The 18,029-nt window shown below is 36.5% G+C and carries 22 protein-coding genes; all 22 read right to left on the bottom strand.

Features of this window, described 5'->3' with window-relative positions; genetic code table 11:
• Positions 1-15: 15 nt before the first annotated feature.
• The 22 genes from fliY to BME96_RS10910 all read right to left on the bottom strand — a co-directional run bounded on the left by fliY (position 16) and on the right by BME96_RS10910 (position 17,496).
• Positions 16-1,152 (bottom strand): flagellar motor switch phosphatase FliY, encoded by a 1,137-nt coding sequence (gene fliY / locus BME96_RS10805; protein ID WP_071649064.1) that lies wholly within the window; start codon positions 1,150-1,152, stop codon positions 16-18.
• On the bottom strand, positions 1,142-2,140 hold the full coding sequence (fliM, locus tag BME96_RS10810; protein WP_071649065.1) for a flagellar motor switch protein FliM: 999 nt from the start codon (positions 2,138-2,140) through the stop codon (positions 1,142-1,144). Before fliM ends, fliY begins: the two co-directional genes overlap by 11 nt.
• A gap of 32 nt (positions 2,141-2,172) precedes the next feature.
• Complete coding sequence (gene fliL, locus BME96_RS10815; protein WP_071649066.1) at positions 2,173-2,592, bottom strand: flagellar basal body-associated protein FliL; 420 nt, start codon at positions 2,590-2,592, stop codon at positions 2,173-2,175.
• Complete coding sequence (locus BME96_RS10820) at positions 2,585-2,800, bottom strand: flagellar FlbD family protein (RefSeq protein ID WP_019375706.1); 216 nt, start codon at positions 2,798-2,800, stop codon at positions 2,585-2,587. The genes fliL and BME96_RS10820 overlap by 8 nt, the downstream gene beginning before the upstream one ends.
• 46 nt (positions 2,801-2,846) lie before the next feature.
• Positions 2,847-3,707 (bottom strand): flagellar basal body rod protein FlgG, encoded by an 861-nt coding sequence (gene flgG, locus BME96_RS10825; RefSeq protein ID WP_019375705.1) that lies wholly within the window; start codon positions 3,705-3,707, stop codon positions 2,847-2,849.
• A gap of 83 nt (positions 3,708-3,790) precedes the next feature.
• Positions 3,791-4,162 carry a TIGR02530 family flagellar biosynthesis protein gene (locus BME96_RS10830; RefSeq protein WP_071649067.1) on the bottom strand — a complete coding sequence of 124 codons (372 nt, stop codon included), beginning with the start codon at positions 4,160-4,162 and terminating at the stop codon, positions 3,791-3,793.
• Positions 4,163-4,182: 20 nt separating this feature from the next.
• On the bottom strand, positions 4,183-4,632 hold the full coding sequence (flgD, locus tag BME96_RS10835; RefSeq protein WP_071649068.1) for a flagellar hook assembly protein FlgD: 450 nt from the start codon (positions 4,630-4,632) through the stop codon (positions 4,183-4,185).
• Between the two features lie 9 nt (positions 4,633-4,641).
• The gene (locus BME96_RS10840) at positions 4,642-5,895 is read right to left on the bottom strand and encodes a flagellar hook-length control protein FliK (RefSeq protein WP_231478717.1); all 1,254 of its coding nucleotides are present in this window, start codon (positions 5,893-5,895) and stop codon (positions 4,642-4,644) included.
• Positions 5,896-5,932: 37 nt separating this feature from the next.
• On the bottom strand, positions 5,933-6,517 hold the full coding sequence (locus tag BME96_RS10845) for a MotE family protein (protein ID WP_060680122.1): 585 nt from the start codon (positions 6,515-6,517) through the stop codon (positions 5,933-5,935).
• A 5-nt stretch (positions 6,518-6,522) separates the two neighbouring features.
• Complete coding sequence (fliJ, locus tag BME96_RS10850) at positions 6,523-6,969, bottom strand: flagellar export protein FliJ (protein ID WP_071649070.1); 447 nt, start codon at positions 6,967-6,969, stop codon at positions 6,523-6,525.
• Between the two features lie 5 nt (positions 6,970-6,974).
• Positions 6,975-8,288: a flagellar protein export ATPase FliI gene (fliI, locus tag BME96_RS10855; protein WP_071649071.1), complete on the bottom strand. Its 1,314-nt coding sequence runs from the start codon at positions 8,286-8,288 to the stop codon at positions 6,975-6,977.
• Positions 8,285-9,040 (bottom strand): flagellar assembly protein FliH, encoded by a 756-nt coding sequence (gene fliH, locus BME96_RS10860; protein WP_071649072.1) that lies wholly within the window; start codon positions 9,038-9,040, stop codon positions 8,285-8,287. The genes fliI and fliH overlap by 4 nt, the downstream gene beginning before the upstream one ends.
• Entirely contained in the window at positions 9,033-10,046 is a 1,014-nt protein-coding gene (gene fliG, locus BME96_RS10865; RefSeq protein WP_019375697.1) for a flagellar motor switch protein FliG, read from the bottom strand. Before fliG ends, fliH begins: the two co-directional genes overlap by 8 nt.
• Before the next feature lie 12 nt (positions 10,047-10,058).
• Positions 10,059-11,654, bottom strand: a complete 1,596-nt coding sequence (gene fliF / locus BME96_RS10870; RefSeq protein ID WP_071649073.1) for a flagellar basal-body MS-ring/collar protein FliF — start codon at positions 11,652-11,654, stop codon at positions 10,059-10,061.
• 57 nt (positions 11,655-11,711) lie between these two features.
• The gene (fliE, locus tag BME96_RS10875) at positions 11,712-12,017 is read right to left on the bottom strand and encodes a flagellar hook-basal body complex protein FliE (protein ID WP_071649074.1); all 306 of its coding nucleotides are present in this window, start codon (positions 12,015-12,017) and stop codon (positions 11,712-11,714) included.
• A gap of 16 nt (positions 12,018-12,033) precedes the next feature.
• Positions 12,034-12,480, bottom strand: coding sequence for a flagellar basal body rod protein FlgC (gene flgC, locus BME96_RS10880; protein ID WP_019375694.1), 447 nt, complete (start codon positions 12,478-12,480; stop codon positions 12,034-12,036).
• A gap of 3 nt (positions 12,481-12,483) precedes the next feature.
• Positions 12,484-12,873 (bottom strand): flagellar basal body rod protein FlgB, encoded by a 390-nt coding sequence (gene flgB, locus BME96_RS10885; protein ID WP_071649075.1) that lies wholly within the window; start codon positions 12,871-12,873, stop codon positions 12,484-12,486.
• A gap of 310 nt (positions 12,874-13,183) precedes the next feature.
• Entirely contained in the window at positions 13,184-13,963 is a 780-nt protein-coding gene (gene codY / locus BME96_RS10890) for a GTP-sensing pleiotropic transcriptional regulator CodY (RefSeq protein ID WP_019375692.1), read from the bottom strand.
• Positions 13,964-13,990: 27 nt separating this feature from the next.
• Positions 13,991-15,388 carry an ATP-dependent protease ATPase subunit HslU gene (hslU, locus tag BME96_RS10895; RefSeq protein ID WP_060680112.1) on the bottom strand — a complete coding sequence of 466 codons (1,398 nt, stop codon included), beginning with the start codon at positions 15,386-15,388 and terminating at the stop codon, positions 13,991-13,993.
• 18 nt (positions 15,389-15,406) lie between these two features.
• Complete coding sequence (gene hslV / locus BME96_RS10900) at positions 15,407-15,952, bottom strand: ATP-dependent protease subunit HslV (protein WP_121614939.1); 546 nt, start codon at positions 15,950-15,952, stop codon at positions 15,407-15,409.
• 14 nt (positions 15,953-15,966) lie between these two features.
• Complete coding sequence (xerC, locus tag BME96_RS10905; RefSeq protein ID WP_071649076.1) at positions 15,967-16,881, bottom strand: tyrosine recombinase XerC; 915 nt, start codon at positions 16,879-16,881, stop codon at positions 15,967-15,969.
• Positions 16,882-17,178: 297 nt separating this feature from the next.
• A complete protein-coding gene (locus BME96_RS10910; protein WP_019375688.1) occupies positions 17,179-17,496 on the bottom strand; it encodes a hypothetical protein in 318 nt (105 codons plus the stop codon).
• Positions 17,497-18,029 lie beyond the last annotated feature (533 nt).

Genomic DNA, 18,029 nt, shown 5'->3' on the forward strand with positions numbered 1-18,029 from the left:
TCTCCCCCCTGTGAGTTATCTTAGTTTCATTAAACGATCCGATTGACTAATAATATCGGTTACTCGCACTCCAAAATTTTCATCAATAACTACTACTTCACCTTTAGCTATTAACTTTTCATTTACCAAGATGTCAATTGGCTCTCCAGCGAGCTTATCAAGCTCAATAATTGACCCAGCTGTAAAATCAAGAATATCCCGAATGGACCGTTTCGTTCTGCCTAATTCCACTGTTACTTTTAAAGGAATGTCCATTAGCATATCCAGGTTTCGCTGTTCTGTTTTATTTAAATTTACATATTCGAAGCTTGAAAAGTCAGCTTCTTGAATATCATTTGGCTGATAGCTTGTCTCACCCAAATAATGTGGTTCATTCTTAGTCTCTTCACTTGAAGGGAGTGGTGCAGAAGTCTGTTTCATATCAGTTGGTTTTTTAGTTTCTTCCATAATAGTAGCTGCTTCTTCATTGGCTGGTCCGTTTAATAGTTGACTCACTAAATCTTTAGCAAAATGAATCGGCATCAATTGCATCATATTAGAATCTATTAACGTACCTACCTTTAAATGGAAGAACACCTTTACATAGGCTTCTTCGTTAAACATATTTTTAGTTTCATTATCTGGGTCCTCCATCCGGATAGTTGGAGGTGATATATCCACTTTTTTATTAAAGACAGTTGACATACTTGTAGCCGCAGCACCCATCATTTGATTCATAGCCTCTTGAACAGCACTTAAATGAATTTCATTTAATTCCTCTGCAGGAGCGGTACCATCTCCACCTAACATAATATCCGAGATAATAGCAGCATCTTCTGATTTGATTACGAAAACATTTTTCCCACTAAAACCTTCTATGTATTCCACTTCTACACTAACAGGTTCAAATGTAAATTCATCATCCAGATCAGTTTTTTGAATAACAGAAACCTCTGGGGTGGTGATTTCTACTTTTTGATTTAACAAGGTCGAAAGTGTTGTTGCAGAACTACCAAAGGAAATATTCCCAATTTCCCCAAGTGTATCTTCTTCTATTGTGGTTAATTGCTCTTTATAAGATGTTCCAGCAAGATCTGATGTATCATCTTCATCCTCACTTACCTTTAATAATGCATCAATTTCTTCTTGGGAGAGCATTCCATCATTCATCATACAGTTTCACCCCTTTAATTTCTTCCAATACTTGTACAGACATTTTGTTTTTGTGTTTGCCTGGTTGTACATGAAACTTGGGTTCATTATTTATTGATAATAATAAGGGTTGGTCAATTTGTTGATCCAACGCTATCACATCTTTTTTCCCTAAGTTCAAAAATTCTTCTATATTTATACTTGTTTGTCCTAAAATTGCTTTCACTTCTAGCTGGGCCCCCTGGATGTTATTTGAAAGCTTTTCATATGCATCCATATCTCTTTCTTTAGTAGTTGTTTCCATCCAGTAATGTACAGATAATTTATCAATAATGGGTTCAAGAACAATATGAGGAATGCAAATATTTATCATTCCACTTGTTTCACCAATTGTTGTGTTCAACGAAACAACCACGACGGTCTCATTAGGTGAAACCATTTGTAAAAACTGTGGATTCACTTCAAATTCTTCTAATATCGGGTCTACCTCTCTAATAGAAGCCCATGCTTCCTGTAAATTAACTGCTGCTTTTTCAAAGAGCTGAGACATAAGAATCGTTTCTATTTCTGTTAAATTATCAACCTTATTTACACTGCTCCCTTTTCCTCCGAGCACTCTATCAAGCATGGCATAAGCAATATTAGGGTTTATTTCCATTATTAATCTACCATCAAGAGGCTTTAAACTATAAACATTCAAAACAGTCATCTTTGGGATGGAGCGAATAAATTCCTCATATGGTATTTGATCCACAGAAGCGACTGAAATATTAACATACGTTCTTAGCTGAGCAGAGAAAAAGGTTGTTAATAACCTAGCGTAATTCTCATGAATTCTTGAAATTCCTCTGATCTGATCTTTAGAAAATCGTAATGCTCGTTTAAAATCATATACCCGTACCTTTTTTTCTTTTTCTTCCTTTTTTAATTCCTCTGCGTCCATTTCGCCCGAAGTAATGGCGGACAATAAAGCATCAATCTCATTTTGCGAAAGGATCTCATCAGCCAATTAAACCCACCTCCATTCTGGAGTCCTAACATTTACTGTAGAATTTTGCTTACTGTATACACATTAGTTATTTTTCCTTCTGTCATTACAGCATTCAGTTTTGTTTTCACTTCAGCTTCCAAATCAGTCAAGCCTGTTTTAAATTTCTCTTCATTCATTGTTGCTAGTTCTTTTATTAAAATGTTCTTTAATTGAAAATCCCTTTTGCTGATTTCCTCTTTTGCATCCTTACCGTCTGTTAATATCTGAAATTGGATCCTTACAAAGCTTCCATCTTCCAGATCTGTCGTAATTTCGGGTGTTTCATATGCATATTCTACGATCTTGTCGATTGATTCGGCCTTTCCTTCATCTTTATCTCCTGAAATATTTAATACAACAATTAAAGCAGCAATAGCCACGATTAGTAATATCGCCATGGAAGTAATTGTTGTTCTAACCAGTTTACTCACTTGCTTCACCTTCCTTTAGCGAACCTTGCAAACCAATGCTTTGATAGTAATTTGTAATAAGTTCAATTACTTGTTGTTCTGGATTTTTTACAACAAGCTTTTTTCCATTTATTAAAGTTAGTGTGGTATCAGGTAATGATTGTATCTGTTCAATCATCATTGCATTCAGGGTAAATGGGTCTCCATTGAGACGTGTCAATTGAATCATATAGGGCGGGAGTATTTATATTAGAACAATACTCCCTACCTCCTTACTATCGTTTTAAGTTTACTAGCTCTTGTAATATTTCATCTGATGTTGTGATAATTCTTGTGTTCGCCTGAAATCCGCGCTGGGCTGTAATCATTTCCGTAAATTCCTCTGATAAATCAACGTTGGACATTTCAAGTGAGCCACTTATAATGGAAGCCGAACCTTCGGATTCAGGTAGCACGTATCCTGAAAAACCAGCATTTTCACTATTTAAGAATAAATTACTTCCATCTTTCTGGAGTCCTGCAGGGTTTGAAAAGTTTGCCAATAATACCTGACCAGAAATTTTCGTGTCGCCAGAATCATCAATATAGTTAACAATTCCATTGGACTGAACACTAAAGCTTTTAGCATTTTCAGGAATCTGTATTTGTGTATATTTTAACGAACCATCAGGGTTTGTTACTGTATCACCATTTTCATCTAATTCTACAGCAATTAAATACAACCCTTGGGGATTTACTACGTACCCATCATCATCTAAATAGAAATTTCCTGCTCTAGAATATGAAACATTGGAATCATCTAAATTAGGTTGTAAATCATCGGCCACCACAAACATACCGTCTCCTTCTAGAGCAAAGTCTAAGGGGCTATTCGTGGTTTGTCTGAAACCCTGGGTGTGAATATTATCAATGGTACCTAATTGAGACCCTAAGCCCACTTGATTCGGATTTACTCCTCCTCTAGTTGCTGTAGGCCCCTGTGCACCTGAGGTCATTTGACTCATCATATCTTGAAAGGTTACTCTCCCTTTTTTGAACCCTGAAGTATTTACGTTTGCAATATTGTTCCCTATCACATCTAGCTTTGTTTGGAAACCTTTCATTCCTGAAATACCTGCATACATTGACCGTAACATGTTATTTATCCCCTTTTGGATTTAATTTTTATTCTGTTGTATCTATCATTCAACAACAGTATGGCTTCCTATTAAGGTCCAGCCTATTTATTTATAATAATTGTCCCATTGATATTTGAGAAAATGCGATTTGTAGCCTCTTCCCTATTCATTGCAGTAACTACGGTGTGATTCTTAGCGCTAACCAGCAATGCTGCTTGGTCCATGACTACTAATGAATCAGTAATGCCTTTTTTCTTTGCTTCACTAACTTTCTCTCCGATTAATTGCCATTGCTTCTCGTTGATTTGAATATTTCTTTCATTTAAACGTTGATTGGCATGTTTACTGATTTTCAACTCTTTTTGTTCCAACGTTAAAAAATCTTTAAATGGAACTGTGCTAGATGGACCCACTGATTTTTTAACTGGATTCAGAGCTACTTGCTGTGGTAACTGGTGTATTCGATGGTCCATAATTCTCCCTTCCTGTCACACTAATCTTCTTTAATAGTAGGTTCACTTACCTGTAAAACAGCATCAGCATATATTTTTTCACCATTTTTCAGCTCAAGAATTGCCCATCCTTCTTTTTGACTTACTGCGACAACTTTACTTGTCTCTACATCAAGCTTCTCTCCTGTATCCTTGTCGAACGCCTGGTATGAAACTTCTTTGCCAATCATATGGCTATACTCTATAACTGGCGAAACTAACTGACTTTGTACTAGCTTTTCAATCGAATTAGCCATATTCGTTGTTTGCTCAAGAGAGGAAAATTGGGCCATTTGAGATATAAACTCTCTATCGTCCATAGGATTTGTAGGATCCTGATTGGATAATTGTGTCATTAAAATCTTTAAAAATTCATTTTTTCCAAGCTCAGGACTTGGTGTTCTTGTCTTTTGCTGATTCTGTAAATATAAAGACGGGTCTATTTTAGTCATACGTTTCACCTATACTTTCTCATTCAAAAGTGCTTCTTCAAATGTCATAGCGAAATCATCATTTTGGTTATTCTCTTGATCATGTTGTGATTGTTGAGAGTTCTCCTGATTATCTGAATGCTGATCTGATGTTTCTTTTTGTAATGACTGGCCATTTTGCAAGTTTAATTCCTGTTTTTCTACAACTACTTGTTGAGGAGAGAACATATGGCGCAGCTGATGCATATTGGAATCCAACATTTCTTTTGCAGCTTGACTGGAGACTAGAATTTTCACCGTCATTTCTCCATTGATCTGCGTCAGCTTCACTACCATTTCTCCCATATTTCCAGGTCGTAATGTTATATTCAGTTGGTTGGTTCCATTGGGTGTAGACATAAATTTGCTTGATTTTATCAGCCGCTGAAATTGTTCCATTAACTGTTGATCATTTGATTGTGTACTTTGCGCCTGATTTAAATGAATAATAAACTGCTCGACTTTGGACATTGGCATTGATGTTGGAGTTATCGTTTGTACATTTATTTTTTCAGTCAGCCCATGATTCTCTAATGCTTTACTCATCCATTTCGCAACATCGTTAGTAGTTACTTCTGCAGCACTATTGTATTGATGTTTGGTTACAAGTTGATTTCTCTTTGCGAAATTTTGAACTAACTCTTCAAATATAGGTGATTCTTTTACAATTAAGGACTGAACCTTTGCTACATTTTGCTGGTTAGCTCCGGATTTTTTACTTATAGCAGTCCATTCTTTTAAAATGTTCAATAACTCAGGAGCGTTTTCCTTCATCTGTTTTTGGTTAGTAACAGCCGTCGTCACTTGGTTTAGAAGATGCTGGGCTTTTGTAAAAAGTTCAGCAATCTGCTTCATTACTTTTTCATTAACTAGTGACGCGGGCATCTGGGACAAAATCATAGGTACATCCTGTGACATTGGTTGTGATAAAAACAAATTTTCAACCAATGACAACATTTCTTCTTGATTTGTCGAGTTATTTTCCACAGTTCCGATTTGATTTTGCTTTATCAAGTCCATTAGAACTGTCTGCAAATGATTGGGAAGCTGTGCATCATGTATAATACTCTCTACATTCTCTTGGTTATCTAAGACAGCTGGGTCTAACGCATTCTCATTTGCAGGCTGTAACTTAGCTAATAGCATTTGAAATAATGGAGATTCCTCTTTCAGAGAATGTGGCATTTTCGACATATGATCTTTCCCGGTTCCAGATATTTGTGTATTTGGTAAAAACATCCCCATAGCGTTCACCTTTTCACCTCCCTTCAAAAGTTAGAAATTAAGAATTATCATTAATTAACTTTTGTGTTAATTCAGCTGCTTTTGCAGGCTCCATTTCTCCAAGGATTTCTCCTCTTACCTTATTGGATAGTTCTTTTAATAAACTCACTGCTGTATCTATTTCTAAATCTGTTAGTATAAGTGCTGCTTGCTGTCTATCCATACCTTTAAAGGATTGAGACATGGTTTCTACCATAGTTGATTCCTTTGAATCTTCTTCCATGCTGGGGTTAGACGTGTTTTTCTCCAATTTAACAATTTTCTGTTCCAATCGATTATTAATTGTTTTCAGATCATCTACTTGTTGATTAAGTTCTTTAATCTCTTTTTCTCTTTGAGTCACTTGTGATTGGCTTTTATCGGTGTCTACTTGTTTTTTTTCATCCTCGTTACTGGAAACTAAGGTGGAAGCCCCAGGGATATGAGCTAACTTGTCTTTCGTCCAATCTATTACGTTAACACCCGCCATACTTAAAATCACTACGGTTATGGTTATTATTACGACCAGTGGTACAATTACTGCAAAGATAAACCAAATAATCGGATTCAACTTTTTCTTATCTGTTTTGTTTTGCTTACTCATCTATGTCACCTGTTTTTTTGACCTAAAAATTGCTGGATAGATAATTCGTCCATAAAGATATTCTCTGATCTTTGGACGCGTTCATGCTCCTCTAACTTTCTATTTTGAATAACTTTTTCAAATTTTTTCATTTCCATATGAGCATCAGTCAATTTTATCTGCTTTTGTTCCATTGCATTTCTTGCTTGCTGAACCTCTGACTGCAAATCATTTATTTGCTTGTTTATATATTCAATATGAATAGCTTGTTGTTTTATTTTATTTATGGAAGCACCGTTATGCAGATCCGTTTCATATGTTGCTTCGGCTGCTTCCTTCTTTTTAAGTATGTTGTACAGCCTTGTTGCCATTTCTTCAAATACATCCATGGATTGGTGATATGCTTTTTGTGCATTATTTTTTTCCAATTCCCTGACTTGCAATACTTTAGATAATGATACTGTTCCAGACATTTCATTTATCCTCCATTTAACAATGCTTTCATTTTATTAATAGAATCTTCAAGGGAAATCGTTTCAAAAATTTCTTGCTTAAGAAACGACTGTATTTTTGGATAAAAGTTAATAGCCCTATCGATCTCGGGATCTGTCCCTCGCTTATATGCACCTATTTGAATCAGTTCACTATTTTCTTCATATACAGCCAACAAAGATCTCATTTGCTGAGCAAGATTCTTATGCTCTTTGTCTGTTATTTGATTCATAATACGGCTGATCGATTTTAATGTGTTAATCGCCGGGAATTGTCCACGCTCAGCAAGCTTTCGGTCCATAATAAAATGTCCATCCAAAATTCCGCGGACTGTGTCAGCGATTGGTTCGTTCATATCGTCCCCATCCACCAATACAGTGTAGAAGCCAGTTATCGTGCCTACTTCATTTGTACCCGCCCGCTCAAGTAACTTTGGTAAAGTTGCGAATACCGAAGGAGTATACCCTTTTGTGGTAGGTGGCTCGCCTGTCGCAAGACCAACTTCCCTCTGAGCCATCGCCACTCTAGTCACAGAGTCCATCATTAAATTCACGTTAAGTCCCTGGTCTCGAAAATATTCACTTATCGCTGTAGCAGTATAGGCACCTTTAATTCGCATTAACGCTGGCTGATCTGATGTAGCTGCCACTACAATTGACTTCTTAAGCCCTTCTTTCCCAAGGTCTTTTTCAATAAATTCCCTGACTTCTCTACCACGCTCGCCAATTAAAGCAATTACATTAACATCAGCACTGCTGTTACGAGCAATCATCCCTAGTAGTGTACTTTTCCCAACACCACTACCGGCAAAAATCCCAATTCGTTGACCTTTGCCAACTGTTAACAGGGAATCTATCGCTTTTACTCCTACTTGAATAGGCTCATTAATCGGCTGCCGTAACATAGGGTTTGGGGGCGTCTGTTCTGTCAAATAGTTTGATAATCCTTTTGGTAGATCCGTTTTATCAAGGTTCTTACCAAGTGAATCAACTACCTTTCCAATAAGCCCTCGGCCTATTTTAACGCTTAATGGTCTCCCCTCTGACTCTACTAAACAACCAGGTCCGATTTCTGTAAGCTCTGAGTATGGCATCAGAATAATTTTTTCATTATTAAAGCCTACTACTTCAGAAAGAACAGGAGGTCTGGCACTGGTAGATGCGTGGATATAACAAACATCACCTATATTGGCTTCTGGTCCTTGTGACTCAATCATAATTCCGACAACCCTTATGACCTTGCCATACTTTTTATAAGGATTAGATTGGTCTATAGCTTTTAATAGCGGCTGAATGTTCATGTCGCATTCTCCCTCGAAACCTCATGCAATACCTGTCGTAATTCATTTAACTGGGTATCAATACCTGCATCCATTTGACCGAATGGATGTTTGATAAGACATCCATTTTCCGGTATTTCAACATTTATATAAATTGCTAGCCTTACATCCTCTTCCAGTACTTGCAGCAGCTCTTCTTTTTGCTCCAAAACAGTTTCATAATTAGCTGGGTGCAGATAAATGGATATTACCGACTGATCTTTTAATTCACGAATTGCTGATTTAACAATTGGCAAAAAGGATTGAGGGGATTTCCCCAGCTGTTGACTCAATATTTTTTCGGCTGTGTAAACTGCTAGTTCAATGATAGACTCTTCATGCTTCTCGATTGTCGTATGATAATCAAGCCCTGCACTCTCAACAATAGAATTAGCCTGCTCGATTAAAGTGCGATATTCATGTTGGGCAGCTTCCTCTCCTTTTTTATAACCAGCCTGATAGCCTTCTTTTTTTGCGCTTTCTATATAAGCATGTTTTTCTGTCTCCCAATTTTGCTTTGCCTGCTGTATCTCTGCATTAGTCTCGTTTAAAAGCAGTTCTTTATGGTTTCTCAAATCTTTTAACTCAAGTTTTAAATTATCTATCTGTTCACTTATCTCTTTTTCAACTACATCTAAAGCTGAAGCAGTTGTTCCTGAGGGATCTGTTGAAGGGACAGGAACAACAGACTTCACTTCAATCTTCCGCTTTCCACTAAGGTTAGAATTAGACAATAATGTCATCTCCTCCACCACGAGCAATCACTATTTCTCCTACATCTTCCAATCGACGAATACTTCCAACAATTCTAGTTTGCGCTTCCTCTACATCACGCAGTCTGACAGGACCCATATATTCCATTTCCTCTTTAAATGTCTCTGCCATTCTCTGGGACATGTTTTTAAATACAATATCTTTAACTTCATCGCTAGCCACTTTAAGGGATAGTCGCAAATCATCATTATCTACTTCCCTGATTACCCGCTGGATCGCTCTATTGTCGAGAATAACAATATCTTCAAATACAAACATTCTCTTCTTAATTTCATCTGCCAGATCAGGATCCTGAATTTCAAGTGCATCTAAAATTGTTCTTTCAGTACTCCGATCAACACCGTTTAATACTTCAACAACCGCTTGAATCCCACCAGTTTGCGTGTAATCTTCCGTTAACGAAGAAGAAATATTTCTCTCAAGCACTTGCTCCACTTGACTAATAATTTCTGGCGAGGTGGAATCCATCGTTGCAATTCGTTTAGCGATATCAGCTTGCATTTCTTGAGGTAATGCTGACAAAATTTGTCCGGATTGCTCAGGGTCAAGATAGGATAAAACTAAAGCAATCGTTTGTGGATGTTCTCCTTGTATGAAATTTAATACTTGCTGTGGATCAGCCTTTCTGGCAAAGTCAAAAGGTCTTACCTGTAAAGAAGAAGTCAATCTGTTAATGATATTTGAAGCCTCTTGCGAACCAAATGCTTTTTCAAGTACAGTTTTTGCGTATCCTATCCCACCTTGTGTTATATAATCCTGCGCTAAAGCAATTTGGTGAAATTGTTCCAACACCTCTTCTTTCACATTTGAATCTACTTTTTTTACTGAAGAAATCTCTAAACTCAGTTTTTCTATTTCTTCTTCGGAAAGATGTTTATAAACTTGTGCTGATACATCTGGACCTAGGGAGATTAATAAAATTGCAGCCTTTTGTTTACCTGTTAATACTCCTTTTTGTCTTGCCATACCAATTACCTCCTAATCTTCCCCTATCCAACTTCTTAACAACTTCGCAAAATCTTCCGGCTTTTCTTTTGCTATCTTTTCTAATTGTTTTCTGCGGATAACAGCTTCCGATTGTTCATTATCCGGCATTTCAGGTATTGTAGTAACTTTTTCTTCTGTCACATCTTCTTCAATTTCTTCTTCTTCCTCATTGTTTCTTTTGCGGAAAAGTAGAATTGCTAATAGAATTATTATTATTAATAGTGCTGCACCTGTTATATACAACCATTTCGGGATTGCGCTCACTTTAGAATCAGGTAATGAAGGCTTTCCATTAAATTCTTGAAAGATGATAGAAACCTTCTCTTCTGGATTAATCTCTCCATATTCTTTACTTATGGAAGTACTAACTATTGAATTAAGGATAGAAGATATCCCTTGCTCTACTGCTGTCTGCTCCTGCTGGGTAAGAAACTGTATTTCCTTTCCATTTGTATCTTTTTTGTTATTAACAGCAACTTGGATACCAAGATCTCTAATTTTATATGGGCTTTCGACAATATCTTTTTGGATTCTGCTAAACTCGTTATTAACTGTCTCTTTCGTCATTTCATAATCGCCGTTTCCATCCTCATCAGCAGCAGGATAGTTTGGAATGTCCTCTTCACCGGTCCCTGTTGTACCTCCAACAGGTGGGTTGCCCGAATAAGTCTCCTTAATCGTCTCAACACTTACAGGCAGACCCTCCATGTTTTCTAAATCTACCGGTTCTACGATGTTTTCAGTCCTTTGTTCCTGTGTAAAATCAACATCAGAAGTTACAGAAACAATGACATTTTCCATACCAACCATTGCGCCAAGCATTTGTTGCATTCTACGTTGAATGTCCTTCTCTATATCCTTTTTAACAGATTGCTGGTATGTATATGTATCTTGAGATCCCTGTGTTGCTTGTGCATCCCTGTCAAAATAATTAGAGTACTGGTCCATGATCACTATATTTTCAGCTGGTAGATTAGGAACAGCTTTGGATACTAAATGATATAAAGATTCAATTTGATTATTTTTAAAATCATAGCCAGGTTTTGTTTGCAGGACAATAGATGCGCTGGCTGTTTGAGAATTTTCATCAACAAAAACTGGTTCTTCCGGCATATTAATCATTACCTTAGCATCTTCAATACCATCTATTTTCCCAATCATATTGGAAAGCTCTGTTTGCATTGCATCTAATTTCATCATATTGAATTCATTTTCAGTCACACCCCAGGAAGCATTCTCACTAAAAAAAGAATAATCAATATTTCCGCTATCTGGAATGCCTTGACCAGCAAGATCTACAAGCAGAGAGTCGACTTGGGCTTCCGGCACAAGAATAGTAGTGCCTCCATCCTGTAACTCATACTCAATACCTCTAGCATCTAACTCCGTTTTTATTTGACCAACTTCCTGTATTGACAAATTATTGTATAAAGGGACGAAAGTCTTTCCTGATGTAAAAAAGATTAGCCCTGCTACCAGGATGATCACAAAAAAGATAGATCCAAAAAATATAAATTTTTGACTTTTCGTTCGCTGTGTCCACCAACTGGTTAAAGTTTCTTTCCATTTCAATAATTTTTCTTTCATAGTTTCCCCCACCAAAGTGCCAAAAAAATAAAACGCCTATTTAATAGCATTTTTGTATTATACTTGCATTCGCATTATTTCATTATAAGCATCAATTGCCTTACGTTGTATTTGTACTGTAGTATCCAAAGTAATACTTGCCTTTTGTGCTGTAATCATCACCTCATGCAAGTCATCCACTTTTCCGTTAATTAAATCATCCGTTTTTTTATCGGAGGCTATTTGTGCCTTGTTTACCTCATTCATCGCTGATTTTAGGGAGTCAGCAAATTTAGCTTGTGCTTTTCCCGGTGAAATTTTAGGTTTCATATCTTGAGAAACGGGTATTGGTGAGTTAGACATAGGCTTGAATATTGTTTTCATTTCTTAACCTCCTATTTTATTTTCCAATTTCCAATGCTTTTAATAACATAGCCTTACTTGCATTCAAAGAAGTAATATTCGCTTCATAGGAACGGGTCGAGCTCATTAAATCAACCATTTCCTTTAATGGATCAACATTCGGAAGCTGAACATAACCTTGCTCATTTGCATCTGAATGGGTAGGATCATAAACTAGTTTAAATGGCGATTGGTCTTCCTTGATCTGTGAAACCTTTACCCCAGCCGTTGTGCTTGACCCTGTAGCTTTATGTAATAAAGAGCTGAAACTAGCTTGCTTTGGCTCCATTGATACTATTTTTCGTCTGTAAGGTACATATTCTCCATCTTGAATGGTAGCTCTAGTTGTTTGCGCATTTGCTATGTTAGAAGATACTACATCCATTCTTAATCTTTGTGCTGTTAACGCACTCGCACTGGAGTTTATTGAATTAAAAATTGACACTTATTAGTTCCCCCCTCTAATCACTTTCTGCAAGCTCCCGAACTTTCCATTGATACGGTCAACAAGAGATTGATAATATATTTGGTTTTTTGCTAAATCAGCCATTTCCTTATCTACGTCTACATTATTACCATTATGGTTATAGACAGTATTATTTTTATTTATCGTTCGAAAAGACGAATCGATATTATTGAAAGTCAAATGTTTCTCATTAGTTCTTTTAGCTTCCAATGTAGAGAGGGTTTGTTTTAACACATCATTAAAAGCAACATCTTTCGCTTTATAATTCGGTGTGTCGATATTTGCTATATTATTGGATATAGCCTTATTCTTTGCCGAAGAATATCTAAGTGCATTTTCCAAATTATTAATAGTGCTTCCAAACAATGACAAATTTTTTACCTCCTTCGACGGACATAAACATTTTTTTCCTACGAATATTGTATGTTAATTAGCCTATAAAGTCTATTACTTTTCGACATTTTCTTTAATAAGAAAATAATATGGTTAATAATAACTAGTAATTTTTTCCTTGTTTTTTAGTTAAAAATGGAACTAAACAAGCGAAAAACTTAATACCTATAAAAAAAAGCACGGAACATAGTGCTTTTAGATCTTTTTAGATATAGTCATTTTATATATATATTATTTAACTCTTTTTACACATAAAAAAAGCTGGGTACTAAAACCCAGCTTTTTGTATTTATCTTGAACGCAGTTTTTCTAATTCGACAAGGAATTTGCTATTAAGCACTTTGATATACGTTCCTTTCATCCCTAAAGAACGTGATTCAATTACACCAGCACTTTCTAGTTTACGTAATGCATTAACAATTACAGATCTTGTGATACCTACTCTGTCAGCTATCTTACTTGCAACTAAAAGCCCTTCATGGCCATTAAGTTCTTCAAAAATGTGATCAATTGCTTCCAATTCACTGTAAGATAACGAGCTGATTGCCATTTGAACAACAGCTTTGCTTCTTGCTTCCATTTCGATTTCTTCAGTTTTTTCATGCAGAATTTCCATACCTACAACTGTTGCTCCATACTCAGCCAAAAGTAAGTCATCATCATTAAAAGTTTCTGATAGTCTGCCAAGCACCAATGTTCCTAGACGCTCTCCGCCTCCAATGATTGGCACAATTGTTGTATAACCATTTTTAAACAAATCCTTGTTTTCCACTGGAAACACAGTATGCGGGCTATCAATATCAAGATTTGCAGTTGTTTCATGTATATTAAATAATCCTTGCGTATACTCTTCAGGGAATTGTCTTTCTTCGAGCATATTTTTCATACGTTCGTTCTCAATTTCCTGATTAATGGCAAATCCTAATAATTTTCCTCTTCTGCTTAGAATGTATACATTCCCTTTGATTACCTCTCTTAGTGATGCAGACATGTCGTTAAAATTCACCGATTTTCCTGTAGCTTTCTGTAACATTGCGTTGATTTTTCTTGCTCTAGTTAATAATTCCATGATAATCCTCCATTCAATTCAATATTGTTATAGTATAAATTGGCTTAGATCTTTGTTTTTCACAATAGAACTTAGCTTTTCATCAACATATGCAGGTGTAACCTCTATCTTCTCCATATTAATATTCGGAGCTTCAAATGATAGATCTTCTAAAAGTTTTTCCAATATAGTGTGAAGACGTCTTGCTCCGATATTATCGGTATCCTGATTCACCTGGTAGGCGACTTCCGCTAATCTATCTATAGCTTCGTCCGTAAAAACAAGGTTTATACCTTCCGTCTTCATCAGGGCTTTATATTGTTTTAACAAGGCGTTAGAAGGTTCTTTTAGTATTCTGGTAAAATCCTCAACAGATAGTTTTTCTAATTCCACCCTGATGGGGAATCTACCCTGAAGTTCAGGAATTAAATCAGAAGGTTTCGCCATATGGAAAGCTCCAGCAGCAATAAATAGCATATGGTCCGTTTTCACCGTTCCGTGTTTCGTAGTTACAGTTGAACCTTCAACTATAGGAAGAATGTCTCGTTGGACTCCCTCCCTAGAAACATTCGCTGTGTTATCTTGCTTTGCGGCAACTTTATCGATTTCGTCGATAAAAATTATTCCAGCTTGTTCAGCCCGCTCTATAGCCGTCTGGGATACCTCTTCCATATCTACAAGTTTTGCAGCTTCTTGCTGTGTTAAAACTTTTCTCGCTTCTGAAACTGGTAGCTTTCTCTTCTTAGTCTTCTTAGGCATAAACTGACTGAAGGCATCTTGCATATTCATGCCCATGTGTTCCATACCCGAACCTTGCAGCATATCAAACATAGAAGGTGGAGTTTCTTCTATTTCAATTGTGACTAAGTGATCTTCAAGTTCACCCAACTGCAATTGATGTTCAACTCGTTTTCTTTTACTAATAATCTCTTCATCAAGATCCTTTTCGTTACTGTTTTCAGTATCACTATTTGCTTGACCTGAAAAAAGCATTTCAAATGGATTTTTAATATTGTTTTCTTTTTTCACTTGAGGTACCAACAGTTTAACAAGCTTCTTATTTGCCTCTATTTCCGCCTTACCTTTTACTTCGTTGATTTGTTCCTCTTTTACCATCCTTATAGCCATTTCCACGAGGTCACGAACCATGGACTCCACATCTCTACCGACATAGCCAACTTCTGTAAATTTAGTGGCCTCCACCTTCACAAATGGAGCACCTACTAATTTAGCAAGACGCCTTGCAATTTCTGTCTTACCTACCCCAGTCGGGCCAATCATTAAAATGTTTTTCGGAACAATCTCATCTTTAATTGTTTCCTCCACATGCATTCGTCTGTAACGATTTCGTAATGCAACAGCAACTGATCTTTTCGCATTTCTTTGACCAATAATATATTTGTCCAATTGGTCAACTATTTGCTTAGGAGTGTAGTTTATACCCATTTATAGAAAGGCCTCCTTTTAGTCAAGTACCTCTAATGTAATATGGTCATTTGTGTAGACACATATTTCTCCTGCAATTTTCATTGCAGCTTCAGCAATTTCTTTTGCAGTTAGGTGATTAGAATATCTAGCTAACGCTCTTCCTGCACTAAGCGCATAATTACCTCCAGAACCGATTGCAAGTATTCCATCATCTGGCTCAATTACTTCTCCTGTACCAGATACAAGAAACATATTCTCTTTGTCCATAACAATTAGCATAGCTTCCAATTTTCTTAGAACTTTATCACTACGCCATTCTTTAGCTAGTTCTACAGAAGCTCTAGCCAGATTTCCGTTATATGCTTCCAGTTTTGTCTCAAATTTTTCAAACAAGGTAAAAGCATCAGCAACAGATCCTGCAAATCCTGCCAGAACTTGACCTTTAAATAAGGTACGAACTTTTTTGGCTTTATGTTTCATTACAACCGCGTTTCCCAATGTAACTTGCCCATCTCCACTCATGGCACATTGGCCATTATGCTTTATTGCAAATATAGTAGTAGCGTGCATTTCATTAGCCAATAATCTCACCCCTCTTACCCGTTTTGATTAGCCCGTGGATGGCTATTCATGTAAACTTTGCGTAAATGGTCTTTTGTAACATGGGTATATATCTGTGTTGATGATAAATTTTCATGCCCCAGCAGCTCCTGAACACTTCGCAAATCTGCGCCCTCATTAAGTAGATGAGTAGCAAACGTATGTCTTAATTTATGTGGATGAAGATGTACCGTTAATGCAGCTTCCTCAACCATTTTATTTAAAATCAGACGAATACCTCTAGAAGTTAAAGGGTTCCCACGTGAATTTAGAAATACCATCTGGCTGGATGTATTACTGTTTTCCAGTAACTTTTGCCGCCCTTCATTTATGTACGTTTCGAGAGCTATTTCTGCAAATCTTCCAAAAGGTATATATCTTTCTTTTCTACCTTTCCCTTGTACCAACATTGTTCCAATTGAAAAATCAATATCCTTCATCTTGAGCTTTTCACACTCACTCACCCTCATGCCAGTAGCATATAAAGTTTCTAGAAGAGCTTGATTACGCTGTCCCATGGGGTTAGTCAGGTCACTGACATCAAATAGCTTTTCAAGTTCCTCGCTATACAAAAAACCCGGGATTGCTTTTTTGGTTTTCGGTAACTTAATGTTCATAAATGGATTTTTGGTAAAAAGCCCCTCGCGCTCCATAAATTTATAAAAGCTGCGCAACGAGGAGACTTTCCGTGAAACACTTCTTCTATCGAGTTGTTTATTATACAATCTGGTGAGAAATAACCTGATAACCGCCTGATCAACATCATCTAAGTCTGGAATTTCTTCTTCTTTTAAAAAGCAAAAAAAATCCTCCAGATCACTAAGATAATATTTTACAGTGTAGGGAGAGGCATTCTTTTCAATTTGCAAATATGTCGTAAATGCTTTAGAAGCAGTACTGAAATTAGTCAAGGTTCCACCTCATTTGAACAGCGAATAAATCATACCATACAATAAAATGTATTGCAATAAATTTAACTAAATTGCAACAAAATTCTGAAACAAATTATTTCCACTCTGGTTTTTCTTTCCTATTACATATTATGGCTGGATTTGTTAGGACAAATTTATTGTCAAGTAAATATCCTTACCAATTGGTAATTATAGCTACATCAAAAAAATTAGTCAAACATCAGCCTTTTATTTTATTTAGAAAAATTTAGAAGGTGAAAATTTTATGAACAGACTGGTATTACTTGTATGGTCAAATTAACGATTAATTATTCCTAATTCATAAATTTTTGTTTTTGTATCATCTGTTCCCAGCTCATATAACATTTGAAAAATTCTCATCATATGGTCATCATACGCATTTCTTTCATCATCAGCTCCCCATTCATCAAATGGTTTTGCTAAAAATGACATTGCCTTTTTTTCATTTTTGTCCTTCTTCATAAATAATTCGTTCAATTGCTCGATTTCATTATGGTCTGCAATAATCTCATATTCAATACCGCTTCCCGGAAGTGATACCTCTCTAATATCTTGCGTATCAACTGTTACAAAATAATGCTTTCTATCAGCCATAATTATCCCTCCTATAAACAACAATTCCCGTTTTACATTGAATGAAACTTCCTAGAGTGTCAAAGGAAGTTCGCGATTACTTGTCACAACGAAAAACTATCAGACTTTATCCCAACCAGATAGTCAGTTTACTGAAACTCCATGCCCCAGTTAATACTTTGAAAATGATAAAGAACAAAATTTTATTCTTTGGTTCTATTGCAATTGTTAGAAAAAACATATTTTGTTCAATTCGTAGTTGGAAGGAACTGCGACCTAACTTGGCTTATAAAAAGCTCAGTGAAATATTTGAGTAGACGCGCCCCATTGATTTCCGTTGCATGCGGACGCTTTCCGCCGGCAGGAGTCGCCGCCCTCCACTCCAATCAATTTGTACACAGCACATTCTGGGTGTATGCGAACGCAATTTTTTTCGTAGATATAATAGGAAATAGTAGCGAAGGGGAAATATGGAGACTCCTCGAAAATGAAAATACACATTTTCTTCGTGCGATGCCTTGCTGACGAAGCTTTCCTTGTCCTGCGGGAGGAGA

Source organism: Virgibacillus halodenitrificans (genome assembly GCF_001878675.1).
GTDB lineage: Bacteria > Bacillota > Bacilli > Bacillales > Amphibacillaceae > Virgibacillus_Q > Virgibacillus_Q halodenitrificans.